Annotated in this window: 28 protein-coding genes; 17 read left to right on the top strand and 11 right to left on the bottom strand. The window is 63.8% G+C overall.

The annotated features are described in order from the left end of the window. Window positions 1–25: 25 nt before the first annotated feature. Both KBY73_RS12480 and KBY73_RS12485 read right to left on the bottom strand, forming a co-directional pair. Complete coding sequence (locus tag KBY73_RS12480) at window positions 26–511, bottom strand: allophycocyanin (protein WP_094561358.1); 486 nt, start codon at window positions 509–511, stop codon at window positions 26–28. Window positions 512–861: 350 nt separating this feature from the next. Then, complete coding sequence (locus KBY73_RS12485) at window positions 862–3,882, bottom strand: phycobilisome rod-core linker polypeptide (RefSeq protein ID WP_254937522.1); 3,021 nt, start codon at window positions 3,880–3,882, stop codon at window positions 862–864. Window positions 3,883–4,070: 188 nt separating this feature from the next. On the opposite strand from KBY73_RS12485, the gene KBY73_RS12490 reads away from it, so the two are divergent. The 14 genes from KBY73_RS12490 to KBY73_RS12555 all read left to right on the top strand — a co-directional run bounded on the left by KBY73_RS12490 (window position 4,071) and on the right by KBY73_RS12555 (window position 13,948). Further along, complete coding sequence (locus KBY73_RS12490; protein WP_254937523.1) at window positions 4,071–5,243, top strand: bifunctional 2-polyprenyl-6-hydroxyphenol methylase/3-demethylubiquinol 3-O-methyltransferase UbiG; 1,173 nt, start codon at window positions 4,071–4,073, stop codon at window positions 5,241–5,243. Between the two features lie 59 nt (window positions 5,244–5,302). After that, window positions 5,303–5,785 (top strand): ATP synthase subunit I, encoded by a 483-nt coding sequence (locus KBY73_RS12495; protein ID WP_254937413.1) that lies wholly within the window; start codon window positions 5,303–5,305, stop codon window positions 5,783–5,785. 54 nt (window positions 5,786–5,839) lie between these two features. Next, window positions 5,840–6,559 (top strand): F0F1 ATP synthase subunit A, encoded by a 720-nt coding sequence (gene atpB, locus KBY73_RS12500; RefSeq protein WP_396093617.1) that lies wholly within the window; start codon window positions 5,840–5,842, stop codon window positions 6,557–6,559. A 159-nt stretch (window positions 6,560–6,718) separates the two neighbouring features. Continuing rightward, window positions 6,719–6,967: an ATP synthase F0 subunit C gene (gene atpE, locus KBY73_RS12505; protein ID WP_106502337.1), complete on the top strand. Its 249-nt coding sequence runs from the start codon at window positions 6,719–6,721 to the stop codon at window positions 6,965–6,967. A gap of 99 nt (window positions 6,968–7,066) precedes the next feature. After that, window positions 7,067–7,537 (top strand): F0F1 ATP synthase subunit B', encoded by a 471-nt coding sequence (locus KBY73_RS12510; RefSeq protein WP_254937414.1) that lies wholly within the window; start codon window positions 7,067–7,069, stop codon window positions 7,535–7,537. Then, on the top strand, window positions 7,534–8,058 hold the full coding sequence (locus tag KBY73_RS12515) for a F0F1 ATP synthase subunit B (RefSeq protein WP_254937415.1): 525 nt from the start codon (window positions 7,534–7,536) through the stop codon (window positions 8,056–8,058). The genes KBY73_RS12510 and KBY73_RS12515 overlap by 4 nt, the downstream gene beginning before the upstream one ends. Then, entirely contained in the window at window positions 8,058–8,606 is a 549-nt protein-coding gene (atpH, locus tag KBY73_RS12520) for an ATP synthase F1 subunit delta (RefSeq protein ID WP_254937416.1), read from the top strand. Before KBY73_RS12515 ends, atpH begins: the two co-directional genes overlap by 1 nt. Before the next feature lie 102 nt (window positions 8,607–8,708). Beyond that, a complete protein-coding gene (atpA, locus tag KBY73_RS12525) occupies window positions 8,709–10,226 on the top strand; it encodes a F0F1 ATP synthase subunit alpha (protein WP_254937417.1) in 1,518 nt (505 codons plus the stop codon). 15 nt (window positions 10,227–10,241) lie between these two features. After that, window positions 10,242–11,195 carry a F0F1 ATP synthase subunit gamma gene (locus KBY73_RS12530; RefSeq protein WP_254937418.1) on the top strand — a complete coding sequence of 318 codons (954 nt, stop codon included), beginning with the start codon at window positions 10,242–10,244 and terminating at the stop codon, window positions 11,193–11,195. A gap of 14 nt (window positions 11,196–11,209) precedes the next feature. Further along, a complete protein-coding gene (locus tag KBY73_RS12535) occupies window positions 11,210–11,902 on the top strand; it encodes a TIGR02466 family protein (RefSeq protein ID WP_254937419.1) in 693 nt (230 codons plus the stop codon). 31 nt (window positions 11,903–11,933) lie between these two features. Next, window positions 11,934–12,296, top strand: a complete 363-nt coding sequence (locus KBY73_RS12540; RefSeq protein ID WP_261349842.1) for a 2Fe-2S iron-sulfur cluster-binding protein — start codon at window positions 11,934–11,936, stop codon at window positions 12,294–12,296. Beyond that, window positions 12,293–12,484: a hypothetical protein gene (locus KBY73_RS12545; RefSeq protein ID WP_254937421.1), complete on the top strand. Its 192-nt coding sequence runs from the start codon at window positions 12,293–12,295 to the stop codon at window positions 12,482–12,484. Before KBY73_RS12540 ends, KBY73_RS12545 begins: the two co-directional genes overlap by 4 nt. Beyond that, entirely contained in the window at window positions 12,481–13,536 is a 1,056-nt protein-coding gene (locus tag KBY73_RS12550) for a DUF3326 domain-containing protein (RefSeq protein ID WP_254937422.1), read from the top strand. Before KBY73_RS12545 ends, KBY73_RS12550 begins: the two co-directional genes overlap by 4 nt. Window positions 13,537–13,540: 4 nt before the next feature. Beyond that, window positions 13,541–13,948 carry a YchJ family protein gene (locus KBY73_RS12555; protein WP_254937423.1) on the top strand — a complete coding sequence of 136 codons (408 nt, stop codon included), beginning with the start codon at window positions 13,541–13,543 and terminating at the stop codon, window positions 13,946–13,948. A gap of 41 nt (window positions 13,949–13,989) precedes the next feature. On the opposite strand, the gene ald is transcribed toward KBY73_RS12555, so the two are convergent. The 5 genes from ald to KBY73_RS12580 all read right to left on the bottom strand — a co-directional run bounded on the left by ald (window position 13,990) and on the right by KBY73_RS12580 (window position 19,924). After that, window positions 13,990–15,102 (bottom strand): alanine dehydrogenase, encoded by a 1,113-nt coding sequence (ald, locus tag KBY73_RS12560; protein WP_254937525.1) that lies wholly within the window; start codon window positions 15,100–15,102, stop codon window positions 13,990–13,992. 115 nt (window positions 15,103–15,217) lie between these two features. Next, entirely contained in the window at window positions 15,218–16,939 is a 1,722-nt protein-coding gene (locus tag KBY73_RS12565) for an NAD+ synthase (protein ID WP_254937424.1), read from the bottom strand. Continuing rightward, window positions 16,939–17,577 (bottom strand): nicotinate-nucleotide adenylyltransferase, encoded by a 639-nt coding sequence (locus tag KBY73_RS12570; RefSeq protein ID WP_254937425.1) that lies wholly within the window; start codon window positions 17,575–17,577, stop codon window positions 16,939–16,941. The genes KBY73_RS12565 and KBY73_RS12570 overlap by 1 nt, the downstream gene beginning before the upstream one ends. Then, window positions 17,574–18,911: a GTP-binding protein gene (locus tag KBY73_RS12575; RefSeq protein ID WP_254937426.1), complete on the bottom strand. Its 1,338-nt coding sequence runs from the start codon at window positions 18,909–18,911 to the stop codon at window positions 17,574–17,576. The genes KBY73_RS12570 and KBY73_RS12575 overlap by 4 nt, the downstream gene beginning before the upstream one ends. Beyond that, complete coding sequence (locus KBY73_RS12580; protein ID WP_254937427.1) at window positions 18,908–19,924, bottom strand: CNNM domain-containing protein; 1,017 nt, start codon at window positions 19,922–19,924, stop codon at window positions 18,908–18,910. The genes KBY73_RS12575 and KBY73_RS12580 overlap by 4 nt, the downstream gene beginning before the upstream one ends. A gap of 107 nt (window positions 19,925–20,031) precedes the next feature. Here KBY73_RS12580 and KBY73_RS12585 point away from each other — a divergent pair, with 107 nt between their 5' ends. After that, window positions 20,032–21,351: an aminopeptidase P N-terminal domain-containing protein gene (locus KBY73_RS12585; RefSeq protein WP_254937428.1), complete on the top strand. Its 1,320-nt coding sequence runs from the start codon at window positions 20,032–20,034 to the stop codon at window positions 21,349–21,351. 26 nt (window positions 21,352–21,377) lie between these two features. On the opposite strand, the gene KBY73_RS12590 is transcribed toward KBY73_RS12585, so the two are convergent. Both KBY73_RS12590 and KBY73_RS12595 read right to left on the bottom strand, forming a co-directional pair. Continuing rightward, window positions 21,378–22,163 carry a TIGR01548 family HAD-type hydrolase gene (locus KBY73_RS12590; protein WP_254937429.1) on the bottom strand — a complete coding sequence of 262 codons (786 nt, stop codon included), beginning with the start codon at window positions 22,161–22,163 and terminating at the stop codon, window positions 21,378–21,380. Window positions 22,164–22,175: 12 nt separating this feature from the next. After that, entirely contained in the window at window positions 22,176–22,835 is a 660-nt protein-coding gene (locus KBY73_RS12595) for a transaldolase family protein (RefSeq protein WP_254937430.1), read from the bottom strand. 77 nt (window positions 22,836–22,912) lie between these two features. On the opposite strand from KBY73_RS12595, the gene KBY73_RS12600 reads away from it, so the two are divergent. Next, window positions 22,913–23,389, top strand: coding sequence for a 30S ribosomal protein PSRP-3 (locus KBY73_RS12600; RefSeq protein WP_396097129.1), 477 nt, complete (start codon window positions 22,913–22,915; stop codon window positions 23,387–23,389). A gap of 221 nt (window positions 23,390–23,610) precedes the next feature. Here the strand turns inward: KBY73_RS12600 and atpC are convergent, their stop codons facing one another. Together atpC and atpD are read right to left on the bottom strand one after the other, a co-directional pair. Beyond that, window positions 23,611–24,018, bottom strand: coding sequence for an ATP synthase F1 subunit epsilon (gene atpC, locus KBY73_RS12605; RefSeq protein ID WP_254937432.1), 408 nt, complete (start codon window positions 24,016–24,018; stop codon window positions 23,611–23,613). A gap of 29 nt (window positions 24,019–24,047) precedes the next feature. Further along, window positions 24,048–25,508, bottom strand: coding sequence for a F0F1 ATP synthase subunit beta (atpD, locus tag KBY73_RS12610; RefSeq protein ID WP_254937433.1), 1,461 nt, complete (start codon window positions 25,506–25,508; stop codon window positions 24,048–24,050). Window positions 25,509–25,774: 266 nt separating this feature from the next. Between atpD and groES the strand changes: the two genes are divergently transcribed. Further along, a complete protein-coding gene (groES, locus tag KBY73_RS12615) occupies window positions 25,775–26,086 on the top strand; it encodes a co-chaperone GroES (protein WP_094561335.1) in 312 nt (103 codons plus the stop codon). Window positions 26,087–26,127: the final 41 nt, after the last annotated feature.

Here is a 26,127-nt window from a genome sequence, read left to right on the forward strand (position 1 = left end):
CGGGGAGTAGTAAAAGAACGCTGCCTCAGGAGAGGGCGCCAATGACGTAGTCGAAGTAGAAGCCGGCTTCTTCAGCGTCAGAGCCGGTGAGTAGGCCCATGGCGGCATTCTTCATTTCCCGCACGGACTCAGCCATGGCATCGAGGGGAGTGCCGAGGGAGCGATACATCTCCTTGGCGCCGATGATGCCGATCTCTTCGATGGGCGTCACGTCGCCGGCGATGATCCCGTAGGTCACCAGGCGCAGGTAGTAATCCATGTCGCGGAGACACGAAGCGGTCATCTCCTCGCCGTAGGCGTTGCCGCCGGGGGAGATCACGTCGGGACGCCGCTGGAACAGGGCGCCACCAGCGGTTTTGACGATGCGCTCGCGGCTTTCGCTAAGCACCTGGGCGACGCGAAGACGACGTTGACCAGCGCCCACGAAGGACTTGATCTGGTCGAGTTCGCCAGGGCTGAGATAGCGGGCTTCGGCGTCCGCGTTGATGATCGAGTTGGAGACGATGCTCATGCAGTTCTGCCTCGAAACAAGCGGCCGCCTTGACGGAGACCGATATCCGGTGGGTAAGGGGAAGGATCGACTTGCGCCGATCGCCGAATCATTCTGCGGCAAAGCCCCTCGCTGCCCCCTTGGCGGTAACAGTTCTTCATGGCGTTTATGCTTGAAAAACCCCTTGCGCCGCAATGGCTTTGGTCGATCTTGTTAATAGCGGCTTGGCGCAGCAATTATTCATGATTTTGCTTCGCTAATCGCCCCACTTGTTTCGACTTGCCGCTCAACTTTTACGACAATTGTTATGTTGACCATAAAAAACCTCCCGAAGTGTCTCCGGGAGGTTGGGTGTGATTTGGCGTTTTGGGTCAGATTGCAGCCTTTGGCCCGGGGGTGAGTCCCGCATTGCCGCCATAGAGCTGGGCGGTGCGGTTGACCGTGCTGAGAGGAATGCCGTCGGCGCTGGCTAGGCCCCTTAGATAGGGAACCGTGTTTTGGCCAAAACTTTCGGCATATTCCTGGCTGCCCAACAGAGTTTCGATGGCCGCCAGTTGGCCCCGGCTGGACCTGGTTCCCAGGTATGCACTCACCTCATCGGGTTGGGCAGCTCGACCGAGCAGGGCGAGATAGGCCGCTGAAGCAGCGCGCAGGGGTGCCATGCGGTTGAGGCGTTCCTGGAAAAGGTCGCTGCCAGCTACTTGGCTAACAAGCTCCGCCACCGTGAGTTGCTGGTTGCGGAATTGGGATTCCATGTCTCCCAGGCGCTCGGCTGCAAAAGGAACTCGGTTCAGCAGTTGCTTGTAGACGCTTTCCAGCGCTTCCTGAACCTCGGTTTCACTATTGGTGCGGCCAAGTTGTATGGGGCGCCCCACGCTTTGGCGGCGGCTGAAGCCTTGAGGCCTTCCTGGCTGAATCGCCTTTGCCATGGCAGCGCCTGGCTGGTTGGCAAGGCCCGTGCTTTGGCCGCTGCCGACAGCTGCCCGCCAGCCCCCTGAGATGGCAGGGCGAGTGGCCGCAGCTGCGCCGCCGCTGGCGGGGCTGGAGCTCCAGAAGCCGGTGGTCGTTGCGGGGGTGCGGTTCCAGCTGCGGCTGGGTGCGGGTGCTTGGCGAATGCTGCCAGGTCCGGCGGTGCCACTGCCTTTGGGTTGCGCCATGGTTTCGCCTCCCACGATCTGGGCTGTCCAGCCCCCCACGATCATTAGGCGGCGCGCCGGCAGATTGCGATTGGTCAGATCGCTGGTGGTGCGCAGGGTTTGGACTGCGGCCACGTCGGGGCGCTTGCCCGGTGTGAGGTCGGCGTATGCAGATGCATCGAAGGGGCGGTTGAGGCCGGGCACCTTGCGAGCATTGCGATCAGTAGCGGTGACAAAGCGCTCGTAGGGGACTGTGTCTTCGCCGTAGGTTTCGTTGTATTCGCGGCTGTTCAGAATCCCATCTACGACCCCATAGAAGCCGCTGCGAGCAGCGGTATCGAAGTAGGCGTCAATTTCCCATCGCCCGAAGGTTGGGCGACCTAGCAGCCGGCGATGCATCACCTCGATAGCCTTGGTGATGTAAAGGCCGCTCCAATAACGGCGGCGGAAGGCCTTGGAACGGGCGACTTGGCGGATGAACTCCCGCAGGCTGATGTCGCCGTTCTCGAGCTTGATTTCCTCAACCTTATTGCGCTCTCCGGCATAGCCAGCAGTGCCTAAAACTTGCACATAGACCGCATTAATAACGGCCTGGGTGCTGGCTTCAGTGCCACGGATGCTGGGTTGGCCGCCGCGGCGCGGCACGGAGCTGCCCCCGGTAGCAATCTGCTGGAGGCGTACAACCTTGGGTCCCACCCGGCGTGGTTTGGACTTGCGGAACTGGGCGCTGTCCATCTGGCCAGGCTGGGCCAGGCCATTGCCGATCAGGATGCGGCGGCTGTCGTAGCCGTAGGGCGCTGGCCGGGTTGCCACTGAGGCGGTGCCGGAAGGGAAAATCGCGCCGTAAGTAAGGGCCAGGGGATCGTTGCCGCCGCCGTAGACGTGCTGATCGGCGAAGGGTTGGCGATAGGAGGCGTAGAGGGTGACGTATTGGGGTGCGCCTTCAAACGGAGCGCTGAAGCGGAATAGCTTGCGGTTTGATCCCCAGCCGGCACTCTCCTGGGCTTCTTCACCGAGATCCCGCAGGTAAGGCACGGTTTCCTCGCCAAACACCCGCGCGTATTCCAGGGTGTTGATCAGGGAATCCACTAGGCCATTCAGGCCTTGGACGCTGACGATGTCGAAGTAGCGGGTGAATTCCTCACGGGAGCTGATGCCGCGGCCTAGGAAGTGGCGGAAGGCCAGCTCAACCGCCCTGCTATTGGAGAAGCGGCCGAAAAACTGTTGGCGATATTCCTTGCTGTGGCCGAGGGAGCGGATGAATTCCCGCATCGACAGCTGGCCCTGGCGCACCTGGGTGGCTTCTACCGGGCAGGGCGTCTGGCTGTAGGCCTTGGCGATGTCCCGTTCGAAAACCTGGCGATAGGCGGCTCGAATCACTTCGGCTTTCTGGGCACCACTTAGGCGCGGCCGCATGATGAAGCGCTGCTTGCCGTCTGCGGCTAGCGCATAGGTGGCAGGCAGCTGCAGGCCCTGGTTTTCAGGGCTGCCGAGGCGCTGCCGGGTGCTTGGTGTGGCCACCTGCAGTTCAGCGATCAGCACGTTGAAGTACTGGATCACCAGCTGGCGGGCCTGGGGATTGTCTTTGCAAAGGCCGGCGGCTGCGGCGCGCATTTCCTGCAGAGCCACATTGGTGGCAGCCAGGGAGCAGGCCTTCTCCAGCACATCCCTGAGGCCACGGGTGTTTACGGCCAGGATGCTGGGGTCTCCTGCCACCAGGGCATAGCCCACATAGCGGAGGAACCAGGCCATGTCGCGCAGCGACTTGCGCATCCGATCGGTGCCGTAGCGGCCTACTGCGATCGGGCTGAAGCCGGTGGGCAGCACTACCCGCACGTCGGCATCGCCACCAGCACCCTCAAGCAGGCGGCTGATCAGGTTGCCGCCGGAGTCGCCGGTGCCCTGGGCGAAGGTCTGCACCGAGCGCTGGAAGGCGGCCTGGTCTGCGGCCAAGGGGGTGGCGTCGCTGGCCCCCCCACTGACGACGCTCAAGGGAGCATCTAGGTAGGAGAGGGGCGTGCCGCCGGAGAAGATCCGGTTGGCCGCCTTGGCCACGATGAAATCAGCGTTTTCGGAGATGCGGCGTGCAGCTTCTAAGCGCTGCTGGCCACTCTGGAAAAACGCCACCAGGGTTTCAAGCTCCCCGCCGTCTGGGAAGCGATCCTGTTGCTCCGCCTGACGGACGCTGGAGAGCGGCAGGGTGTCGTAGCGCTGGGGTGAAACCCTGGTGCTGCCGCTGCTGGCGGTCACGGTCATTGACGAGAGCGAACCGGGCTGGGCCACGTTACGGCGGGCCCTCGGGGCCTTTGCCAAGCCATGAACAAATGTTTGCAGCTTCGCTGGCTTGCTGATTCCAATTGACTCGTTCTAATGGCCGCTGGGCGTGAAAAGCTCAGCCGGTTGCCGCTGAACCGTCCTTGCCCGCCAGTGATGCCGCCACGCCGATGGTGAGCGCCTTTTACGACCGTTTCCCCTACCCGGGAGACCCCCTCCAAGACGGCCCACCCCCTGGATACAACTGGCGCTGGTGCGTCGATAGCGCCTGGGCTGCTGCTACTGGAGCCCTGCCGCCGCGCCCCGACCAGGGTGAACGCCCTTGGCGGATTCTCGACGCCGGCTGCGGCACCGGCGTCAGCACCGACTACCTCTGCCACCTCAATCCGGGTGCTGCGGTGTTGGCAGTGGATATCAGCGCCGGAGCGCTTGAGGTCGCACGGGAACGCACCCGTCGTTCAGGTGCGGCAAAAGCAGTGCGGGAGTTGCGTATCGAACAGCGCAGCCTGCTGGATCTGGCGGGGGAGGGACCCTTCGACTACATCAATTCCGTCGGCGTTCTGCACCACTTGCGCGAGCCAGAGGCTGGTTTGCAGGCATTGGCTGGATTGCTGCGGCCGGGCGGGCTACTGCATCTTTTTTTGTATGCGGATGGCGGCCGCTGGGAAATTCACCGCACCCAGCGGGCCTTGGCACGGCTGGCCGTCGGCTCAGGAGAGGAGGGACTACGGCTGGGTCGCCAGCTGCTGGCTGAGTTGCCTGAGGGGAACCGACTGCGACAGCATCACGAGCGGCGCTGGATCGTCGACACGGCAGCCGACGCCAATTTTGCGGACATGTATCTGCACCCCCAAGAGACCAGCTACAACCTCGAACGTCTGCTGGCTTTTGTCGCCTCAGCGGGTTTGGAGTTTGCCGGGTTTTCCAATCCGGAGGTGTGGTCGCCCGCACGCTTGCTTAGTGGTGAGCTGCTGGAGCGGGCCCAAGGCCTCAGTCAGCTTGAGCAGTGGAGCCTGGTGGAAGAGCTTGATCCAGATATCAGCCACTTCGAATTTTTTCTCAGCCGTGGTGCGGTGAAGACACCCGATTGGGGCGACGACGAAGTTCTGCTGGCAGCGCGGGGTGAAATCAACCGCTGCCTTTGGGGTTGGCCAGCCACCCGCTTGATGGGGCCAGACCTAATGCCCCTTGACGTCAGCGAGGAGGGGCTCAATTTGATGGCTGCCATTGAGAGCGCGCCGGGTGTGGCGATCGGCCAGCTGCCTTTGGATTGGCCTGCGGCGCAACGGATTGCCGTGGCTCGCCAACTGCTGAAGCAGAGGGTTTTGCTGCCGGTGCTCTGAAGGGGCGGGGATCAGCACCGTGATAGATTCCGCGCGCCTTTTCAGGGATTTGAGCGCGCTTGTCGGTATCTCTCCCCTGCCCCCTACTTCCCGACCCTGAACCCACCGTTTCAACGGCAGTTCAGGCTGGTGAAGCGGTCGAGCAGTTGGATGATGCCACCGGTGCATCAACCCTGCCAGCGCTAACCGCCGATGTCAGCAATGGCATGGATGGTTATTTCCGGCTCCAACGCCGGCTTTTGCTAGCAACCTTGCTGCTTTCGGCAGTGGCGGTGGCAGGAACAGCCGTTTTTGGCTCCATCTCCACGGCTTCCAGCCTGTTGGTGGGTGCTTTAGCTGGCCTTCTTTATCTGTGGCTGCTCAGCCGCAGTGTCACCAAGCTGGGAGAAAATGCCCGGCGGGTTAGCAAGGTTCAGCTGCTGGTGCCGGTCGTCCTAGTGCTGATCGCAGCCCGGACCCCCCAACTTTCGATCCTGCCGGCTCTTTTGGGCTTTCTGCTCTACAAGCCGGCCGTGATCCTTCAGGCAGTCTTCGACACCTGATCCCCTTTCCGTTCCGTCGCCTTGGCGACCCCGAACTCCCCTTCGCTGGCTCCGATGCCTCTCCTTCTCCCCTTTGCTGAACTGGAGGTTGGTAAACACCTCTACTGGCAACTTGGCAACCTCAAGATTCACGGACAGGTCTTCCTGAGCTCCTGGGTGGTTATCGGTGCCTTGCTTGCCCTTGTAGTGGTTGGCACCCGCAAGCTGGAGCGTGATCCCCGAGGCACCCAGAACCTGCTCGAGTTCCTCTGGGATTACATCCGCGATCTCTCCCGTGAACAGATTGGTGAGAAGGCTTACCGCGATTGGATGCCCTTCATCGGCACCCTGTTCCTGTTCATCTTTGTCAGTAACTGGGGCGGAGCTCTGGTGCCCTGGAAGCTGATCCACCTGCCTAGTGGCGAGCTTGGTGCACCAACGGCTGATATCAACACAACCATTGCTTTGGCTTTGTTGGTATCCCTTGCCTACTTCTATGCCGGCTTGAGCCGTAAGGGTCTGAGGTACTTCGAGTACTACGTGGAGCCGACACCGATCATGCTTCCATTCAAGATCGTTGAAGATTTCACTAAGCCCCTTTCCCTTTCCTTCCGTCTTTTTGGCAACATCTTGGCGGATGAACTGGTGGTCGCAGTTCTGGCATTTTTGGTGCCATTGATTGTGCCCCTGCCTGCAATGTTCCTGGGTCTTTTCACCAGTGCTATTCAGGCTCTGATTTTTGCCACCCTCGCTGCCTACTACATCGGCGAGGCAGTTCACGAAGAGCACCACTAGTAGCTCTTCACCAGCAGCTCCGCTCCGGCGGTCTGCTAAATCTCCCTCGCGCAGGTCCGGCAGCATCCCGGGCCCATCCTTGAAAGGATGTCCTCAGCGCAGGGTTTTATTCCCGGTCCATAACGCGCCACAACCGCGACCCCAATCCCCCACTCCACCATGGATTCCATCACCTCCGCTGCGTCTGTTCTGGCCGCTGGTCTGGCTGTAGGCCTCGGTGCCATCGGCCCCGGCATCGGTCAGGGCACCGCAGCTGGCGGCGCCGTTGAAGGCATTGCACGTCAGCCTGAAGCCGAAGGCAAGATTCGCGGCACCTTGCTGCTCTCCCTTGCCTTCATGGAAGCGCTCACCATCTACGGCCTTGTGGTCGCACTGGTGCTGTTGTTTGCCAACCCCTTCGCTGGTTGAGCGTTGTTGTGAGTGGAAGGAGGGCGGGGGCTTGTTGCTCCTGCCCTCCCAGGCTCACAAACCTCAATCCCGACCGATCGTTCCAGCGCCCTCGCCCAAATGACCAGCTGGCTTCTGCTCGCCGAAGCAGGTGTCCCTGAGGGAGGTCTTTTTGACCTCGATGCCACCCTGCCGCTGATGGCGGTTCAGGTTGTTCTCCTCACTTTCATTCTGAATTCGCTGTTCTTCCGCCCCGTAGGACGGGCCGTGGAGGAGCGTGAGAGCTTTATCTCCACTAGCCGCGCCGACGCCAAGCAGAAGCTGGCTCAAGCCGAGCGGCTGGAAGCAGATCTCAAGGAACAGCTCAAGGACGCGCGTCAGCAGTCCCAAAAGCTGATTCTCGAGGCCGAGCAGGAGATGGATCGTCTCTACCGCGACGCCCTTGCCGCGGCTACTGCCGATGCCAATGCTTCCCGGGAGCAGGCCCGCCGTGAGATTGATTCTCAGCGAGATCAGGCGATGGACCGGCTTAATAAAGACGCCGACAAGCTCGGTGATCTGATCGTGACCCGCTTGCTGGCTGCCTCATGACTTTCCTGCTACCCACCTTGCTAGCAAGTCACGGCGGATTTGGTTTCAACCTCAATCCGTTTGAGACCAACATCATCAACTTGGCGATTGTGATCGCCGGCCTTTGGAAGTTTTTGCCAGGTTTTCTCGGCAGCATCTTGGAGCGCCGTCGTGCAGCCATCCTCAACGATCTGCAAGATGCTGAGCAGCGTCTTCTCGCAGCAACTTCTTCGTTAGCTCAAGCCCAGCAGGATTTGGCTGCTGCCCAACAAAAGGCTGAGCAGATTCGCGCTGATGGTTTGGCTCGTGCCCAATCTTTGCGTCTGGAAAGCGAAAAGCGCACGATCGATGAAATGGCTCGCCTTAAGCAGGGAGCCATGGCCGACTTGAATGCCGAAGCAGCCCGCGTCACCGACCAGTTGCGCCGCGAAGCCGCCAATCGGGCTATTGCCCAAGCACTTGCCACCCTTCCCGGCAAGCTCAATGCAGATGCCCAGGCCCGACTGATCGATCAGTCCATTTCAACCCTGGGTAAAGCCTGATGCCACTCCTCAACTCGATTGCTACTCCCTACGCCGAAGCGTTGCTGCAGGTAGCTGAATCTCGTAATGAGACTGACGCTGTTGCCGAACAGGCAAAATCCCTTCTGGCCGTATTGACTTCAAGTCCCGAGCTCAGAGCTGCTCTGGCGTCGCCCGTGCTTGAAGCCGAAGCCAAGAAGGCTGCTTTGGCAAAGCTTTTCGACGATCAGGTCACCCCTGCGGTGCAAAACCTGCTCAAGCTCTTGGCCGATCGCCAGCGCCTTCCCATGATGGAGGCTGTTTTGATGCGTTTCTTGGAGCTTTATCGGGAGCTGCGCAACATCACTTTGGCCAAGGTGACTTCTGCTTCTGCCCTCAGCGAGGAGCAGCAGGCTGAGCTCAACAGCAAGGTTCAAGCGATTGCAGGTTCTAAATCGGTGGAGTTCGATCTCGTGGTTGACCCCTCCTTGATAGGAGGCTTCATCGTCAGCATGGGCTCCCAAGTCATTGACGCCAGCCTGTCTGGTCAGGTGCGCCGCCTCGGACTGGCGCTGGCCCAGGTGAGCTAGCTCACCTGTCCGCCCAATCTTCCGGAACCTTCTTGGTCCGGTAGCCCTCTCCCCGCTTCCCCGTCTTCCCCTCCATTAGCCCCCCTGTGGGGACTTCCTCCCATGGTTTCCATCCGCCCCGACGAGATCAGCGCCATCCTCAAGCAGCAGATTGAGGACTACGACAAGTCGGTTTCGGTCAGCAACGTTGGCACCGTGCTGCAGATCGGCGATGGCATCGCCCGCGTGTATGGCCTGCAGCAGGTGATGGCCGGTGAACTGGTGCAGTTCGAGGACGGCACCGAAGGCATTGCCCTCAACCTTGAAGACGACAACGTCGGCGTGGTGTTGATGGGCGAAGGTCGCGGCATCCAGGAGGGCAGCACCGTCAAGGCAACCGGCAAGATCGCCGCCGTGCCCGTCGGCGACGCCATGCTTGGCCGGGTTGTCAATTCGCTGGGCCAGCCCATCGACGGCAAGGGTGACATCGCCACTACCGAAACTCGCCTAATCGAATCGATGGCGCCTGGCATCATCCAGCGCAAGTCGGTGCACGAGCCCATGCAAACGGGCATCACCGCCATCGACGCCATGATTCCGATCGGCCGGGGCCAGCGCGAGCTGATTATTGGCGACCGTCAGACGGGCAAAACCGCTATCGCCATCGACACGATCATTAACCAGAAGGGCGAAGACGTCGTCTGCGTTTATGTGGCCATTGGTCAGAAGGCCGCATCCGTAGCCAACGTGGTTGAAGTGCTGCGGGAGAAGGGAGCCCTCGATTACACCATCGTGGTAGCTGCGAGTGCCTCCGAGGCTGCAGCCCTTCAATACCTGGCTCCCTACACCGGTGCGGCGCTGGCCGAATCGTTCATGTACAAGGGCAAGGCCACCTTGGTGATTTACGACGACCTCACCAAGCAGGCCCAGGCCTATCGCCAGATGTCCCTGCTGCTGCGTCGCCCCCCCGGTCGTGAGGCGTATCCCGGCGACGTCTTCTATTGCCACAGCCGTTTGCTTGAGCGTGCCGCCAAGCTCAGCGATGCCATGGGCAAGGGCTCGATGACCGCACTGCCGATCATCGAAACTCAAGCCGGTGACGTATCTGCCTACATCCCCACCAACGTGATCTCGATCACCGATGGCCAGGTGTTCCTGAGCTCCGACCTGTTCAACTCTGGTCTACGCCCCGCCATCAACGTTGGTATTTCCGTGAGTCGGGTGGGCGGTGCTGCCCAGACCAAGGCGATCAAGAAGATTGCCGGTACCTTGAAGCTCGAGCTGGCTCAGTTCGACGAACTAGCTGCCTTCTCCCAGTTCGCCTCCGACCTCGATGCCGCAACCCAGCAGCAGCTCGGCAGGGGTAAGCGTCTGCGCGAGATTCTCAAGCAGCCCCAGTTCAGCCCCCTAATCCTTGCGGAGCAGGTGGCTGTCGTTTATGCCGGCGTCAAGGGCCTGATCGACGAAGTTCCTGTGGAGTCTGTGGTGCAGTTCTGCCGCGAGCTGCGCGAATACCTCAAGAGCAATAAGGCCGAGTTCATCTCCAAGGTGCAGACCGAGAAGCAGCTCAGCGACGAAGCTGAAGCCATGCTCAAGGATGCCATCAACGAGGTGAAGTCGACCATGCTCGCCTCCGTTTGAGGAGGGGCATAACTAATGGCAAACCTCAAAGATATCCGCGACCGGATTGGTTCGGTCAAGAACACTCGCAAGATCACTGAGGCCATGCGCCTAGTGGCAGCCGCCAAGGTTCGCCGCGCTCAGGAGCAGGTGCTGCGCAGCCGTCCTTTTGCTGACAGGCTCGCCCGCGTGCTGGAAAATCTTCAGTCACGCATGCGCTTTGAAGATGCCGACGCTCCTCTGCTCGAGCAGCGCGAGGTTGCCACCATCACTCTGCTTGCCGTTACCGGTGATCGGGGATTGTGCGGTGGCTACAACGCCAACATCATCAAGCGCACCGAACTGCGCACTGCTGAATTGGTTGGCCAGGGCTACAAGGTGGATCTGGTCTTGATCGGTCGTAAGGCGATCACCTACTTCCAGAATCGTGCTAACCAGTACACGATTCGCGCCACCTTTACCGGTCTTGACCAGGTGCCCAAGGCCAGTGAAGCGATGGGTATCGCCAACGAAGTGCTGGCGGAGTTTCTCTCCGGCAGCACCGACCGTGTCGAGATCATCTTCACCAAGTTCATCAACTTGGTGAGCTCCAAGCCCGTAATCCAGACCCTGCTGCCCCTGGATCCCCAGGGCATTGCTATCCCTGAGGACGAGATCTTCCGTCTCACTACCCGGGAAGGTCGGCTGGGAGTTGAAGTGGGCACGGCTGCCAACTTGCAGCCCAAGCTGCCCTCCGACATTGTCTTTGATCAGAGCCCTGATCAGTTGCTCAATGCCCTGCTGCCCCTTTATTTGGAAAACCAGCTTCTGCGTTCTCTGCAGGAGGCCGCAGCTTCTGAGTTGGCCAGTCGGATGACGGCAATGAACAACGCCAGTGATAACGCCAAGGCTCTCGCTAAGAGCCTCACGCTCGACTACAACAAGGCTCGCCAGGCCGCCATTACCCAGGAAATTCTGGAAGTGGTCGGCGGTTCAGCCGGCATGTCCTGAGTCTGGGGGCTGGTTTGCAGATCGAGCCTCTGTTTCCGGTGGCTCTTGGCAGGGTGCAGCTCTCGCCTGATCCTCTGGATACGGCACTGCAACTTCAGGCCCTGCACGAGCTGCGGGGCCATGCCAGCTCCAACCCAGATCCTGGCTGTGCCTGGACCGGCGACCTCAATGGTGTCTGGCAGTTGCAGCGTCAGCCGGCCTTTGCACCACTGATCGCTGTCTTGACAGGCCATGCAGAAACTTATTTGCAGCAATTGGGTTTCGATCTCAGCCGAGTGGCCTTGCACCTGCAGCGCTGCTGGCCCGTGCTTAGTGAGGAGGGGCAGGTGGTAGGCCGCCACCATCACCCCAACGCTCACCTCAGTGCCATCTACTACTTCAACGGTGATGGCAGCGGCCGCAGTGGCTGTCTGCGCCTGTGGCCGCAGCGGCAGGTGAATGAGCTGGTGCCTGGGATGGCCGTTGGCCACGAAGGTCCGTTGGCTGCATCGCCTTGGAGCGCACCTTGGCTGGATGTGGCTCCCCAGGCAGGACTGCTGCTGCTGTTTCCCAGCTGCCTCGATCACGCGGTGCTGCCCAACGAGGACCCAGATGATTTGCGCTGCTCCCTCAGCATCGATTTCGCCCTAACAGCCCCCGTGGCTAGGGATAGCTCCTCGCCACCGGAATACCTGGCTCCCCACCCAAGCCAGTGGCAGGAGCTTTGATCGCCGCGGCTGGCGCGGGCGGACTGGAACAATGGCTTTTAGCTGCCCACTCCGGCACCATCCTGTGACCGAAACCCAGACCTTCACAATCACCGCCGAGTTTCAAGGCACCCAACACACCTTCCCTTGCCGCAGCGACCAAACCGTGCTGTCTGCAGCCGAGGCCGCTGGGGTCCCCTTGCCCAGTTCCTGCTGTTCAGGGGTCTGCACCACTTGCGCGGCTCTGATCAGTGAGGGCAGCGTTCAGCAGCCCGATGCCATGGGAGTCAAGACAGACCTGCAACTAAAGGGCTATGCCCTGCTCTGCGTTTCCTTCCCCCAGTCTGACCTGCGGCTTCAGGCGGGTATGGAGGATGCCCTTTATGAAGCCCAGTTCGGTAAGTACCAGAAATGAGTGCTGCGGTGCTGCGCCTGCAGCCCGTAACGCTGCAGTTCCGCCGCACTCCAGGGCCATTGTTGGCCCAGATCGAGGCCGCGTTGGCTCCGCACGGCCAACCGCTGCGCTGGGCGATCACCGCGGTGGAGCCAGGTCTGGGTGGATCTTGCCCATTGCTGACGCTTGAAGCGGTGGTGCTGGCATGACGGCGAGCCTGCCTCTGCCCACCTTGCTGGTGATTCCCACCGGGATTGGATGTGAACTGGGTGGTTATGCGGGCGATGGCCTGCCCGCCGCCCGCTTGCTGGCGGCCGCCAGTGGCTGCCTGATCACCCATCCCAACGTGATGAATGGGGCCTCCTTGTACTGGAGCGATTCCCGCATCCACTACGTGGAGGGCTGGGCCCTGGATCGCTTCGCAGCCGGCGAGCTGGCCCTGGCGCCGCGGGCGTCTCAGCGGGTAGGCGTTTTGCTCGATGCCGGCATCGAGCCGGAGCTGGCCCTACGCCACCGCCAGGTGATCGACGCCTGCCGGGCCAGCCTCGGCCTGCCGATCGGGCCGGTCCTGAGCAGCGAGCTGCCCCTGGGGGTGATTCTGCAGCAGGGGGCCAGCGGCAGCAGCTGGGGCACGATCGAACGCCCCGATGTCCTGCTCCGCGCTGGCGAGCAGCTGGTGGCGGCCGGTGCGACGGCCATCGCCGTGGTGGCCCGCTTCCCTGAGGATCCCGAAAGCGAAGCCCTGGCGGCCTACCGGGCCGGCTCCGGCGTCGATGCCCTGGCGGGCGCCGAAGCGGTGATCAGCCACCTGCTGGTGCGCCATCTGGAGATTCCCTGTGCCCATGCCCCGGCGCTGCTGCCCCTGCCTCTCGATCCAGCGCTAGATCCCCGCGCCGCGGCCGAAGAGCTGGGTCACACCTTTCTGCCCTGCGTGCTGGTGGGACTGAGCCGGGCGCCGGATCTGGTGCCCCTGGTGGACTCAGCAATGCGCGGAACGGCTCCGCTGCTGCACGCCGCGCAGCTGGGCGCGGTGGTGGCCCCCGCCGGTGCCCTGGGCGGAGCGGCGGTGCTGGCCTGTGCCGAGCGGGGCATCCCCCTGATCAGCGTCGCCAATCCCTGCCTGCTGGAGGTGACCGCCGAGGCGCTGGGGCTGGCGGCGATCCCGGCCAGCTCCTATGCCGAAGCCGCCGGGCTGGTGCTGGCCCTGCGCGAGGGGATCGATCCGGCGGCCCTGACCCGCCCGCTGGCTGGGTCAGCCTGAATCCATGCAGAACCCCTGCCCCTGTGGTGGCTTTCTCTACTCCAGCTGCTGCGCGCCGCTGCACCGCGGCGAACGCCAGGCGGCCACGGCCGAGCAGCTGATGCGCTCGCGCTACAGCGCCTATGCCCTGGGGGAGGTGGAGTACCTGCTGCAGACCCAGCCCTCCCCGGTGCCCCTGGCGCGCCGGCGCCGGGAGCTGGCGGCCAGCATCGGCCAGCTCCACTGGCAGCGGCTACAGATCCTGGCCGTTACGGCCGGCGGCCCGCACGACCTCAGCGGCACGGTGACTTTTGAGGCCCACTACGACGCTGCCGGCCAGAGGGGTGTGATGCGGGAATGCTCGCTGTTCGGGCGGGCGGGCAACAGCCTCGAAGGTGGCTGGCTCTACCTGGAGGCGCTGGAACTGGACTGACCCTTGTTTCATCGGCTCAAGCCGGCTCAGTGCAAGCCGTGTCAGCGCAGACAGGCCATCGGGTGGCGGGGTGTCACATCCAGGGCCCGGGCAACGCCGGGATGGCATACCGCCCCATGCACTGTGTTGAGACCGGAGAGTAGTTCGGGTCGGTCGGTGACTGCTTCGACCAGGCCCCGCCCCGCCATCACCAGGATGTACGGCAGGGTGACACTCACCAGCGCTTCGGTGGAGGTGAAGGGCACGGCCCCTGGCATGTTGCCGACGGCATAGTGCTGCACGCCGTGGAGCGTGTGCACCGGATCGGTGTGGCTGGTTTCGCGGCTGGTGGCAATGCAGCCCCCCTGGTCGATCGCCACATCCACCACCACGGATCCGGGTTGCATCTGCCGCACCAGCTCCTCCTCCACCAGAGTGGGTGCCCGGCCACCGGCGGTGAGCACGGCACCAATGAGCAGATCGGCACCCGGGACTAGGCGCTCGATCAGGCTGCTGCTGCTAACCAGGCTCACCAGCCGGCCGCGGCGGTGGGCCTCGAGGCTGCGCAGCCGCTCGGGCGAGCGATCCAGCAGGAATACCTCCGCATCCATGGCGGCGGCGATCCGGGCCGCATTCCAGCCCACACTGCCTGCTCCCAGCACGACCACCCGCGCCGGCCGCACCCCGGTGCAGCCGCCCATCAGGATGCCGCGACCGCCGTGGGGGCGCTCCAGCAGGTGGGCCCCCACCTGGGCTGCCAGCCGGCCGGCGATTTCGCTCATCGGCGCCAGCAAAGGCAGGCTGCCGTCTTCGAGCTGCACGGTTTCATAGGCCACGGCAGTGGTGCCAGCCTCCAGCAGGGCCCTGCCCACCTCCGGGTAGGCGGCCAGGTGCAGGTAGGTGAACAGCACCAGATCGGAGCGCAGGAAGCCGAATTCCTCGGGCTGGGGCTCCTTGACCTTCACCACCAAATGGGCGCCCCAGGCTTCTGCGGCGCCCACCAGCCGGGCCCCGGCGGCGGCGAAGGCGGCATCGCTGAAGCCAGCCCCTAAACCTGCTCCCGCCTGGATGCGCACCTCCATGCCCTGGTTCACCAGATCGGCTACCCCGTCAGGGGTGAGGGCCACGCGCTGTTCATCGCGCTTGATCTCTGCGGGCACGCCGATGCTTGCCATCGGTGCCGTCAGGCTGGCGCCGCTGGAGCTGGGGGGTGCCATGGTCGTGCTGCTGTTTGTGGTTCCAGGTTGGCTGCGGCTGGCGATTGGCGCCATGCACGATTCAGCGGCTGGTTTAGCGGGCTGCGATCGGCATGCGCCAGCCGCTGCCGAAGGCCCGGCCGCCGATCTTGAGCAGCGGTGGGGCCTGGCGCCGCTTGAACTCGGCCCGGCGCAGCAGCTGCATCACCCGTTCGGCCAGCTCCGCTGGGATGCCCCTGGCGATCAGCTGCTCCGGACTGGCCAACTCCTCGATGTAGGCCTTCAAGATCGGGTCGAGCACGGCGTAGTCGGGCAGGGAATCGCTATCGAGCTGGTCGGGGCGCAGCTCGGCGCTGGGGGGTTTATCGCGGATCGCCCGCCCCACCAGCTCGCCGTCGCCTGGCAGCCCCAGCTCACTACGGCAGGGGCCGGCGGCGGCCGAATCGAGCCAGGCGCAGAGCTCGAACACGCTGGTTTTGTAGAGGTCGCCGATCACGGCCAGGCCGCCGTTCATGTCGCCGTAGAGGGTGCAATAGCCCACGGCCAGCTCGCTTTTGTTGCCGGTGGAGAGCAGCAGCTGGCCCTGCTGGTTGGCCACCGCCATCAGCAGGGTGCCGCGGATGCGCGACTGCAGATTTTCGGCGCTCAGACCGCCGGGCGGTCCCGCCAGCACAGGTGTCAGGGTGGTGTCGAAACTGGCCATCAGCGCTGCGATCTCAGCGGTGTGGCTGCCCAGGCCCAGACGAGCGGCCAGGGCCTGGGCATCGTTTAGGGAGCCTGCCGAGCTCCAGGGGGAGGGCATCATCAGTGCCTGCACCCGCTCACCCCCCAGGGCAGCGGCGGCGATCACGGCCACCAGGGCCGAATCGATGCCGCCGCTCAGGCCGAGCACGGCGCTGCTGAAGCCGCATTTGCGGGCGTAGTCGGCCACCCCCAGCACCAGGGCCCGAAACAACTGCTCGTTTTCAGTAGGCAAAGGTGCCACTGGCAAAGATGTCGCTGGCGCCGCGCCGTTGACTTCCCAGCAGCTCACTTGCTCCTTGCAACTGGCCAGCTGGCTCACCACTGCGCTGCCTGCCTCGACCCCACCTCTGGCATCCACCACGAAGCTGGCGCCGTCGAAGACCAGCTCGTCGTTGCCGCCCACCTGATTGACGTAGACCACCGGGCAAGCGAGCCGGCTGGCGGCGCGGCGGGCCAGGCTCTGACGCAGGGCCACTTTGGCCTGGCCAAACGGTGATGCCGAGAGGTTGAGCAGCAGGTCGATGCGGCTTGAGAGCAGTTCGGCGACGGGATCGGCACCAGCCAGGCGGTGGCCCTGCAGTTCCTCCTCAACCCAGAGGTCTTCGCAGATCGTTAGCCCCAGACGCCAGCTCCGGCCGCCCCGCTCAAGCTCCAGCACGCTGGGCCCGGTGGCGGCGCAGAAGTAGCGCTGCTCGTCGAAGACGTCGTAGGTGGGTAGCAGCCGCTTACGGGCCACCACCCGCCAGCCGCCCGCCTCCACTAAGGCCACCGCGTTGAACAGGTTGGGCAACGGCGCGGCACCTGATGGTTCGGCCATGCCCACCAGCACGGCCAGCTGGGGTAGCTCTTGGGCCAGGGACGCTGCCAGCTGGTTGAGCACGGCGCCCTGCTCCCTTATCAGGCTGGGGCGCAGCAGCAGGTCGCGCGGGGGGTAGCCCCAAAGGGAAAGCTCGGGGGTGAGCACCAGATCGGCCCCATGGGCGGCGGCCTGACGGCTGGCCGCCAGGATCAGCTCGCCGTTGCCCGCCAGGTCGCCAACTAGCGGATTTAGTTGGGCCAGGGCGAGGCGCATCAGGGGCTTTTGAGGTGGCTTTTGAGGCGGTGTTTGAGGCTCGGATCGCCAACTAGGCCGTAGAGATTGTGCTCGAGCAGCAGCGGCAAAAGGGCCGCAGGCAGCTGGGTGGGGTCGGGGGTTTGGCGCACCGCCGAGCTGGCGGTGGCGGGAACCTGCAGGGGCAGGATCACCACCCGGCCCCCCAGCTGGGTGAGCTGCTCCAGTTGTTTGGGCTGCAGGGGCCAGCCGGCCCGGGGGGCAATTGCCAGCACGCAGGCCTTGAGCAGGGCTTCGGCTTGCTTCCAGCTGGGAATCTGGGCAGCCAGATCACTGCCCACCACAAACACCAGCTCGCTGCCAGGCCACTGGGCCGCTGCCCGCTCCAGGGTGGTTATCGCCCAGGGGCTGCTGAGCTCCTGCCGGTGGCTCAGCCTCGGATCGCCGATCGCTGCCACCAGCTCGCCCAGCAGGGTGGCCCGTTGCTCCAGGGGGGCGCCGTGGTGTTTTTGCGGGTTGTCGCTGGCCCAGGTGGCTACCTGGGGATAGAGCTGCACCAGGCCCTCCAGCAGGGCCTGGTGGCCCCGGGTCGGTGGGTCGGCGCTGGTGCCAAACAGGGCGATCGGCCCCTCTGCGGCTTTGACGACCCCGTTGCTCATGGCAGCAGGGCCTGCAGGTTGGGGGCCGGCTCGCTGCGCTCGCCCAGCCAGAGGCGCACCTGGGGATCGCTGATAGCCAGGCGCCGCAGCAGGGCGCCGGGTTGGCCGCCTCGCTGGGCGCTCCGCAGCAGTTCGGCGGCGGCGAGCCGGCCGGTGAGCCTGGTGGTGTGCACGGCTAGGGCCGCCTGGGCCAGGGCTACCGGGGCGGCTGGAGCGAGGCTGAGGCCGCCGGTGAGCGGTGCTGCCAGCAGCAGCAGTTGGCGTAGGGCGCCCAGGGCCAGCTGGATGCCGATCTGGGCGCCGCCCAGCAGGGCGTTGTGGCCGGAGAGCCGCCGCAGCAGCTGGCGGGCGCCGGCGCCATGCATCGGCAGGCCGTAGAGCTGGCAGAGCTGCAGCACCAGGGCGGTGTCGCAGGCCAGGCCGCCGGCCAGATCCAGCAGCACCAGGGGGTTGGCGGCCACGCCGGTGGCCTTGAGGGCGGCAAAGCGGCCGATCAGGCTTTGGGCGGCCTGGCGGCTGGTCCCCAGGCGCCAGCGTTGCAGGGACTGGTGAAAGCGCTCCGCGCTGCCCAGGGCATTGAGGGCGAGCAATAGGCAGCCGTGTTGCTCCAGCAGTTGCAGCAGGGACTGCCGCAGCGGCTCCACCTGAGGAGCTTGAACAACGCTGCGCACCCGGCCATCGGCCAGCAGCTGGGGTTGGCGTGGCGCGGCGGCCACCGGGATCAACTCCAGCTGCCGGGCAGCTGCCGGCAGCCGCCGCTTGATGCTGGCGATCAGCTCGGCCTGCTCGGCCTCGCTCCAGCAGTCGCAGCGGTTGAGCACCAGCAGTACCGGCTTGCCGCTGGCCAGCAGTGGCGCCAGGGCGTCGTGCTCGACGCTGGTGAGGTCGCCGTCGAGCACCAGCAGCACCAGATCTGAGCCGAGGGCTACTCGGGCCGCCAGTCGGGCCCTGGCGGCGGCGGCGATCTCATCGATGCCAGGGGTGTCCACCAGCTCCACCCGACTGAGCCCCGCCATGGGTTGCGCCCAGGCCTGGGCCTGCTGGTGGCGCGTGCAGCCGTGGGCCACGTCGGTGGCGAAAGCCGCCTCCCCCAGCAAGGCGTTGAGCAGGCTCGACTTGCCCACCCCCACTCGGCCGAACACGGCCACCCGCAGACTGCGCTGCTGCAGGCGCCCTAGCTGGCGATCCAGGGCCAGCAGCTGGCCGGCTAGCTGGCTTTGCTCGCGGCCGCTGAGCTGGAGTTGGCGGCGCCACTGGTCGAGCAGGGATTGGCAGCGCTCCGGGATGGCGGGCGCGTGATGGGGGCACGGTTCGGTGCACGGTTCGGGCCTCATGGCCGCATCCCTTCGCCCGCAGGTTGGGGACGGCGCCACCAGCCCGCCAGCACCGCCAGCACCGCCTCAGCGCCAATCACGCCCACGAAGCCGCCGAATTCATCCACCACGACGCGAACGCCGCTGCTGTTGCGGCGGAAGCCCGTGAGCAACCGGTCGGCCCGGATCATTTCCGGCACGTAATCGACCGTCTCGCTTAGGGAAGCGGCAGTGCGATTGCCTTCGCCTTGGAGCAGGGCTGTCAGGAGCCGCTCCCGGCCGGCCACGCCCAGCACCTCATCCACCTCTTCACCCAGCACCACCCACCACTCGGCGTTGTTTGCCAGCAGGTCTTCGCGCAACTGCTCCAGGCTGGTCGCCCCATCGAGGGTGGGAGCCGCCACCCGGGGTGTCATCAGATCCCGGGCGGTGAGATCGTTTAGCTGGAACACCTTGGCGATCATGGCCGCTTCATCGGCCTCGATTTGGCCCTTCTGGGAGCCCAGCCGGGCCAGTAGACGGATCTCTTCTTCGTCGGTGCTGATTTCGTTTTCGGCTGTGATCGCCGGCAGCAGGCGCTCCAGCAGCAGCACTAGGGGCAGCATCAGGCTGGTCAGGATTGCTAGGGCCGGGGCGCTGGCCAGGGCCACCGGCAGGGCCAGGCGGCTGCCGAGGGCCTTGGGCAGGATTTCTCCAAGCAGGATCACCAGCACGGTGAGACCCACGGAAAACAGGGGCATGGCGATCCCCTCGATGCCCTCTCGTTTGAAAACGATGGCGGCGTAGCCGCCCAGCATCAGGCTGCCAAAAATATTGAAGCCGTTGTTGGCGATCACCAGCACCGACAGGGTGCGGCCCAGCCGCTGGCGCAGCTTCTCGAGGCGCTGCGCTCCGCGCACGGGCTTGCTGCGGGCGGCAAGTTCGTGTACCCGCACCGGGTTCACGGTGAGCAGGGCAGCCTCAACTCCAGAGCACAGGGCCGAACCTGCGATCACCAGCACCACAAGCAGCGCCAGGGTGAGCAGGTCGTTCATTCCGCCATTTCGCCGCTCGCCATCTACCTATTAAATCGGCTCCGCCAGCGTCTGTCCCGCTGCCTGCTCCAAACTGGACTTATGCAGGGCCCGCCGGCCGCTTTTTTATGTTCGATCCGTCGACCTTCGCCCAGCGGCGTCAGCGCTTCTTCGCTCAGCTCGGGGAAGCTGCTGCCGTGATTCCGGCGGCAACGCTGGTGACCCATCATGCCGATTGCGAGTGGCCCTTCCGCCAAAACAGCGACTTTTGGTATCTCACTGGTTTTGATGAACCCGAGGCGGTGGCCCTGTTTTTGCCCCACCGGCCCGAGGGTGAGCGCTACGTGCTGTTTGTGCAGCCCCGCGAGGCCAGTGCCGAGGTTTGGAATGGTTTCCGTTGGGGTACTGAAGGCGCCGTGGCCGAGTTCGGCGCCGACCTAGCCCACCCGCGCAGCGAGCTAGAGCAGCGCCTGCCCGACTACCTCAGGGGCGCTGAGGGCATCGCCTTTCGCGTTGGCAAGCATCCGAAGGTGGAGCCGCTGGTGCTGGCGGCTTGGGCCGCTCAGCTCGACCGAGCCCCCCGCAGCGGCCGGGCCGCCCTGGGGCTGGTGGCCCCCTGTCCGCTGCTGCACGAGCTGCGGCTGCGCAAGGGCTCCGAGGAGTTGGAGCGCATGCGCGAGGCGGCGCGAATCTCGGCCGAGGCCCACGAGCTGGCTCGTCAGGTGGTGCGGCCTGGCCTCAATGAGCGGCAGGTACAGGCCGTGATTGAGCAGCACTTCCTGGAGCAGGGTGCCCGTGGCCCGGCCTACGGCACGATCGTGGCCGGCGGCGACAACGCCTGCGTGTTGCACTACATCGCTAACAACGCCCCACTGAACGACGGCGATCTGTTGTTGATCGATGCCGGTTGCTCCTTAGCCGATTACTACAACGGCGACATCACCCGCAGCTTCCCGATCAACGGTCGCTTCAGTGGTGAGCAGCGCGCCCTCTACGAGCTGGTGCTTGCGGCCCAGGAGGCGGCGGTGGACTCGGTGGCCCCGGGCTTCAGCGCTGAAGGGGTGCATGAGACCGCCCTGCGGGTGCTGGTGGCGGGCCTGCTGGACCTAGGGCTGCTGGTGGGATCCCTCGATGGGGTGATCGAGCAAGGGGCCTACCGCCACCTCTACATGCACCGCACCGGCCACTGGTTGGGCCTTGATGTACATGATGTGGGGGCCTATCGCCTCGGTGAGCACCACGTGGAGCTGGAGCCGGGCATGGTGCTCACCGTGGAGCCGGGCCTCTACGTGAGCGATCGGCTGCCGGTGCCAGAGGGCCAGCCGGAGATCGAAGCGCGCTGGAAGGGTATCGGCATTCGCATCGAAGACGATGTGGCCGTGACCAGCCACGGCCATGAAAATCTGACCGCCGCAGCCTTGAAGTCGCCGGCGGCGCTGGAGCGCTGAGGCTCAGGGCAGGGCAGAGCAGACCATCAGCCCAGCTGCGGCAGGAGCAGTTCCAGCAGGTTGGCCGCGGAGGGAATCACCGCGTCGGCGCCGGCCTCCAGCAGCTTGGCTTCGTAGGCAGCCCGTCGCTCAGGCTGCGCGTGCAGATGGGGTGGCGCTACCGCAAAGCTCAAGAAGCGCTGAGCGGGGCACTGGGCGCGGGCGCGCTGCACGGTGAGCACATCGGCCACCGTGTCGCCCAGGTAAACCACCGGCGTTGCGCCAGCCCCCAGGCTCTCGCCAGCCAACCGGCTGGCTAGCTGCAGCAAGCCGGTGGGATCGGGCTTGTCGGGCGCATCGCCCATGGCGATCAGGGGCGGATTGGCGAGCCCCAGGCGGGTTTCCAGCACGTAACGGCAGGAGGGGGGCTCAGCGCCACTCACGAAGCCGTAGGCCAGACCTGCAGCCTCCAGAGCGGCAAAAAAGGCTTGCTGCACCAGTAGGGGCTCGTCGCGTATGAAGCCCCGCCACTGGCCCGGATCGCCGGCGGGATCGCCGCCGAAATAGAAGCCTTCGAACACCGCCACCAGCTCCTCAAACGCCGGCAGGGGGGTATGGCCGGTGCGGCGCAGCAGCTCCATCGAGGCCTGCCAGTCGTTGTTCCAGCTTCCTTCGCTTTTAAGGCCGTCTATGGCGGCGGGCTCGGGACGGTGGCCATGGAAGTGGTGCACCGTTTCGACGATTGCCCGGCGGTAGCTAGCGCTCACATCGCGGATCACGCCATCGATGTCGAACAGCACGACGGCCCGGGGCGGAGAGGCAGAAAGGGGCATCAGGATTGGCTTTCAGGAACGGGCATCGCTTTCAAATTGGACGCTGGCTGCAGCGGTGGCCTCACTGCCGAACAGTTCTGCTGCCAGTGCCGGGCTGATCGTGAAGGTGTTCAGCCCTTCAGCGGCCAAGCGGCTGAGTTCGCTGGGCTGGCGCAAGCTGGCCACCAGCAGCCGCACGCTGGAGCCGAGCCCCTCAATACATCTCTGCATGGTGACCACTTCGGCTACCCCATCGCGCCCCTGGTCCTGGATGCGGCCCAGGTAGGGGGCGATGTATTCGACTCCCAGGGCCGCGGCGATCAGCACCTGGTGGGGCTCGTAGCAGGCGGTGAAGGTGACGGCAACGCCGGCGCCAACCAGCTCCCGGGCAACCGCTGCTCCCTGCTGGGTCACCGGCAGCTTGACGGCGATGCGGCCGGGGGCCAGGGCCGCCAGTGCCTGGCCGCAGCGCAGCATCTCTGCCTCGGTGGCGCCCCATGCCTGCAGCTGGAGTGCGGCGATGCCATGGGCCAGAGCCGTGCGGCTGAGGGCTGCCAGGTTGTCGAGGCTGCAGGGCTGGGCGGCCCGGCGCAGCAGGGTGGGGTTAGTGGTTACGCCGTGAAATAGGCCGCTGGGCAGCCACTGCTGCCAGGCTTTGGGATCGGCCGAATCGAGGAACAGGCGCAGGGCCATAGCCGCAGGCAGGGGCCGAGGGCGGCCAGGCGGCTGGTAGGTTAGTTCTTTGCTCTGTTGCCTTGAGCACTGACCCCATGACAGCCATCGAGAGCGCTCCTGACGCAGCAGTAACCGATGTGGCCGAAGTGGCCGCGGCTGCCGAAGACACCACCACCCAGGGGCGTCCGGTGATGCGTGGCGGCAGTGCGGCCCTGGCGACCGCCACCATTGATGAGGATGGCGTTCCCTCTGGCTATACCCCCAAGGCTGACGAAGGTCGTTTCCTGCTCAAGATCCTGTGGCTGCCTGACAACGTCGCCCTAGCGGTGGATCAGATTGTTGGCGGTGGTCCGAGCCCCCTTACTTCTTACTTCTTTTGGCCCCGGGAAGATGCCTGGGAAACCCTCAAGACCGAACTCGAAGGCAAGAGCTGGATCACCGACAACGAGCGCGTTGAGGTGCTCAACAAGGCCACAGAGGTGATCAACTACTGGCAGGAAGAGGGCAAAGGCAAGAGCCTGGACGATGCCAAGCTTAAATTCCCCGATGTTACTTTCTGCGGTACCGCCTGATTGGTGCTGAATTCTAAAGCTTAGTTATTTGCCCAGGCATAAGTTGAATTTACTAGCACTCCGCGAGGAGTGCTTTTTTATGCATCATTTTGCCCATTAAGAGCAAGGTCTTAAAAAATCCGGAAGCCAGCCCCGAGCTTAAGGGTTGACTTCCGGAATGAAATTATATAAAAATCTAGACTGTTCAAATCTAGGATTTTAAAAATCTAGGTTTAAAAAAATTAGATTGCCTTGCTGGCTTGGAAGCGGGCGCGCGATGAAGCCAGTGCTTGCTGGGCTTTCAGCTTCTCTGGGCTGGCTGGCTTGCCCTCAAAAGCAGCTGTTGCCGATTGGGCGGCCTCAAAGGCAGCCTCGGCGGATGCGGCATTAATTGAGCTGCCTAGCTCAGCGGCATTCACCAAAACGGTGACCTCGTCGGCCTCCACTTCGGCGAAACCACCCATCAGGGCGATCGTTGACCAAGCGCCGCCGGAGCGCAGACGCATTACGCCTGTATCCAGTGCTGCCAGCATGGTGACGTGGCCAGGCAGGATACCTACCTGCCCAGTAGTGCTTGGCAGGATTACCTCTTCGGCGGTTCCATCAAAGACGCTCTGATCAGGGGCCAGAACGCGGAGGGTGAGACTCATGGGTAGGGGTCCTCAGGGAAAAGAGGGTATCAACCCTTGGCGTCGGCAAGAATCTTGGCGGCCTTGGCTCTCACCTGGTCGATGTTGCCCACTAGGTAGAAGGCAGCTTCAGGTAGGTCGTCAAGCTCGCCGGCCAGAATCATGTTGAAGCCCTTGATCGTGTCGTCCAGCTTGACGTACTCACCCTTTTGACCAGTAAAGATCTCAGCCACGAAGAAGGGCTGGGAGAGAAACTTCTCAATCTTGCGGGCCCGGTCAACCGTCCGGCGGTCGTCCTCGGAGAGTTCGTCGAGACCAAGAATCGCAATGATGTCTTGGAGCTCTTTGTAGCGCTGCAGGGTGCTTTGCACGGAGCGTGCAGTGCGGTAGTGCTCATCACCTACCACGGCCGGCTGAAGCATGGTGCTGGTGGAATCCAGAGGATCCACGGCCGGGTAGATGCCCTTGGAAGCCAGGCCGCGGCTCAACACGGTGGTGGCGTCTAGGTGGGCAAAGGTGGTGGCAGGTGCCGGGTCGGTGAGGTCGTCTGCAGGTACGTAGACGGCCTGGATCGAAGTGATCGATCCTTCCAGGGTGGAGGTGATGCGCTCTTGCAGCATGCCCACATCGGTGCCGAGGGTGGGCTGATAGCCCACAGCAGAGGGCATGCGGCCCAGCAGTGCTGAAACCTCAGAGCCGGCCTGCACGAAGCGGAAGATGTTGTCGACGAACAGCAAGACGTCTTGCTTGTTGGTGTCGCGGAAGTGCTCAGCCATGGTGAGTGCCGAGAGGCCCACGCGCATGCGGGCGCCAGGGGGCTCGTTCATCTGGCCGTAGCAGAGAGCAACCTTCGATTTGGAAAGGTCGTCGGGATTGATCACACCCGACTCCTTGAACTCCTCATAAAGATCATTGCCTTCCCGGGTGCGCTCGCCAACGCCAGCGAACACGGAAACGCCGCCGTGCTCCTTGGCGATGTTGTTGATGAGCTCTTGGATCAGTACGGTCTTGCCAACGCCGGCACCGCCGAACAGGCCAACCTTGCCCCCTTGGCGGTAAGGAGCCAGCAGGTCAATAACCTTGATACCGGTCTCAAAAACCTTGGGCTTGGTCTCCAGCTCAGTGAGGCTGGGGGCGGCGCGGTGGATCGAAGCGGTCACGGTGGTGGTTACTGGACCCTGCTCATCCACCGGCTCGCCGAGCACGTTGAAGATGCGACCGAGGGTGGCCTCGCCCACGGGTACGCAGATCGGGGCGCCCGTATCTACAGCTTCCATGCCACGCACCAAGCCGTCGGTGGTGCTCATGGCCACAGCACGGACTCGGTGATCGCCCAACAGCTGTTGGACCTCAGCTGTTAAAGCGACTAGCTGGCCGGCCGAATTTTTGGCTTCAATTCGAAGCGCGTTGTAAATCTTGGGCAGCTTGCCGGCCGGGAATTCAACATCTAAAACCGGGCCAATCACCTGCCGGACGGTGCCTTTGGTGCCGGTGGCGGTAGCAGCTGCCATAGGTAAGGAAATCTCGGGGAAGCGCAGGGGGAATCAGCCCGCCTGAAGCGGCGCAACCTTACCACTGCGATAGGCGCGGGCTTCTGTTCAGCCCCTGTTCACCCCGGTGGTTCGGTCACCCGCACGGTCTGGGCCTGGGCACTGGAGCTTGGTTGGGCATAAATTGGCACTCGTTGAGCTCGAGTGCTAAATCGCCTCTCAGGCCCACTCCAGTTCACTGTTCTGTGGCGTCTCAGGCGCCATGTCATTGCTCTCGCAATCCATCCATGGCTGCTGTTTCTCTCAGCGTCTCCACGGTTAAGCCCCTCGGAGATCGCATTTTTATCAAGGTGTCCGAATCGGAGGAGAAAACCGCCGGCGGCATTCTTCTGCCTGACACCGCTAAGGAAAAGCCCCAGGTGGGCGAAGTGGTGCAGATCGGCCCAGGCAAGCGCAACGACGACGGCAGCCGCCAGGCTCCTGAGGTCAGCGTTGGCGACAAGGTGCTCTACAGCAAGTATGCCGGCACCGACATCAAGCTCGGCAGCGACGAGTTTGTGCTGCTTTCCGAGAAGGACATCCTCGCCATCGTCAACTGACGACTGGCCTATTACTGAATCCGACCTAACCCCATAAGGAA

Origin of the sequence: Cyanobium sp. Tous-M-B4 (assembly GCF_024345395.1) — a bacterium.
Classification (GTDB): domain Bacteria; phylum Cyanobacteriota; class Cyanobacteriia; order PCC-6307; family Cyanobiaceae; genus Cyanobium_A.

What these genes read in the sequence shown, in the direction of transcription:
- atpA (WP_254937417.1), top strand. Translation starts at nt 8,709, where the DNA reads ATGGTTTCCATCCGCCCCGACGAGATCAGCGCCATCCTCAAGCAGCAG.
- KBY73_RS12540 (WP_261349842.1), top strand. Translation starts at nt 11,934, where the DNA reads ATGGCTTTTAGCTGCCCACTCCGGCACCATCCTGTGACCGAAACCCAG.
- KBY73_RS12545 (WP_254937421.1), top strand. Translation starts at nt 12,293, where the DNA reads ATGAGTGCTGCGGTGCTGCGCCTGCAGCCCGTAACGCTGCAGTTCCGC.
- KBY73_RS12595 (WP_254937430.1), bottom strand. Translation starts at nt 22,835, where the DNA reads ATGGCCCTGCGCCTGTTCCTCGATTCGGCCGATCCCAAAGCCTGGCAG.
- KBY73_RS12570 (WP_254937425.1), bottom strand. Translation starts at nt 17,577, where the DNA reads ATGAGCAACGGGGTCGTCAAAGCCGCAGAGGGGCCGATCGCCCTGTTT.
- atpH (WP_254937416.1), top strand. Translation starts at nt 8,058, where the DNA reads ATGCCACTCCTCAACTCGATTGCTACTCCCTACGCCGAAGCGTTGCTG.
- KBY73_RS12530 (WP_254937418.1), top strand. Translation starts at nt 10,242, where the DNA reads ATGGCAAACCTCAAAGATATCCGCGACCGGATTGGTTCGGTCAAGAAC.
- KBY73_RS12490 (WP_254937523.1), top strand. Translation starts at nt 4,071, where the DNA reads ATGGTGAGCGCCTTTTACGACCGTTTCCCCTACCCGGGAGACCCCCTC.
- atpC (WP_254937432.1), bottom strand. Translation starts at nt 24,018, where the DNA reads ATGAGTCTCACCCTCCGCGTTCTGGCCCCTGATCAGAGCGTCTTTGAT.
- atpD (WP_254937433.1), bottom strand. Translation starts at nt 25,508, where the DNA reads ATGGCAGCTGCTACCGCCACCGGCACCAAAGGCACCGTCCGGCAGGTG.
- KBY73_RS12585 (WP_254937428.1), top strand. Translation starts at nt 20,032, where the DNA reads ATGTTCGATCCGTCGACCTTCGCCCAGCGGCGTCAGCGCTTCTTCGCT.
- KBY73_RS12550 (WP_254937422.1), top strand. Translation starts at nt 12,481, where the DNA reads ATGACGGCGAGCCTGCCTCTGCCCACCTTGCTGGTGATTCCCACCGGG.
- KBY73_RS12510 (WP_254937414.1), top strand. Translation starts at nt 7,067, where the DNA reads ATGACCAGCTGGCTTCTGCTCGCCGAAGCAGGTGTCCCTGAGGGAGGT.
- KBY73_RS12485 (WP_254937522.1), bottom strand. Translation starts at nt 3,882, where the DNA reads ATGACCGTGACCGCCAGCAGCGGCAGCACCAGGGTTTCACCCCAGCGC.
- KBY73_RS12565 (WP_254937424.1), bottom strand. Translation starts at nt 16,939, where the DNA reads ATGCGCCTCGCCCTGGCCCAACTAAATCCGCTAGTTGGCGACCTGGCG.
- ald (WP_254937525.1), bottom strand. Translation starts at nt 15,102, where the DNA reads ATGGCAAGCATCGGCGTGCCCGCAGAGATCAAGCGCGATGAACAGCGC.
- KBY73_RS12480 (WP_094561358.1), bottom strand. Translation starts at nt 511, where the DNA reads ATGAGCATCGTCTCCAACTCGATCATCAACGCGGACGCCGAAGCCCGC.
- atpB (WP_396093617.1), top strand. Translation starts at nt 5,840, where the DNA reads ATGCCTCTCCTTCTCCCCTTTGCTGAACTGGAGGTTGGTAAACACCTC.
- KBY73_RS12580 (WP_254937427.1), bottom strand. Translation starts at nt 19,924, where the DNA reads ATGAACGACCTGCTCACCCTGGCGCTGCTTGTGGTGCTGGTGATCGCA.
- KBY73_RS12590 (WP_254937429.1), bottom strand. Translation starts at nt 22,163, where the DNA reads ATGCCCCTTTCTGCCTCTCCGCCCCGGGCCGTCGTGCTGTTCGACATC.
- KBY73_RS12555 (WP_254937423.1), top strand. Translation starts at nt 13,541, where the DNA reads ATGCAGAACCCCTGCCCCTGTGGTGGCTTTCTCTACTCCAGCTGCTGC.
- KBY73_RS12575 (WP_254937426.1), bottom strand. Translation starts at nt 18,911, where the DNA reads ATGAGGCCCGAACCGTGCACCGAACCGTGCCCCCATCACGCGCCCGCC.
- groES (WP_094561335.1), top strand. Translation starts at nt 25,775, where the DNA reads ATGGCTGCTGTTTCTCTCAGCGTCTCCACGGTTAAGCCCCTCGGAGAT.
- atpE (WP_106502337.1), top strand. Translation starts at nt 6,719, where the DNA reads ATGGATTCCATCACCTCCGCTGCGTCTGTTCTGGCCGCTGGTCTGGCT.
- KBY73_RS12600 (WP_396097129.1), top strand. Translation starts at nt 22,913, where the DNA reads ATGACAGCCATCGAGAGCGCTCCTGACGCAGCAGTAACCGATGTGGCC.
- KBY73_RS12515 (WP_254937415.1), top strand. Translation starts at nt 7,534, where the DNA reads ATGACTTTCCTGCTACCCACCTTGCTAGCAAGTCACGGCGGATTTGGT.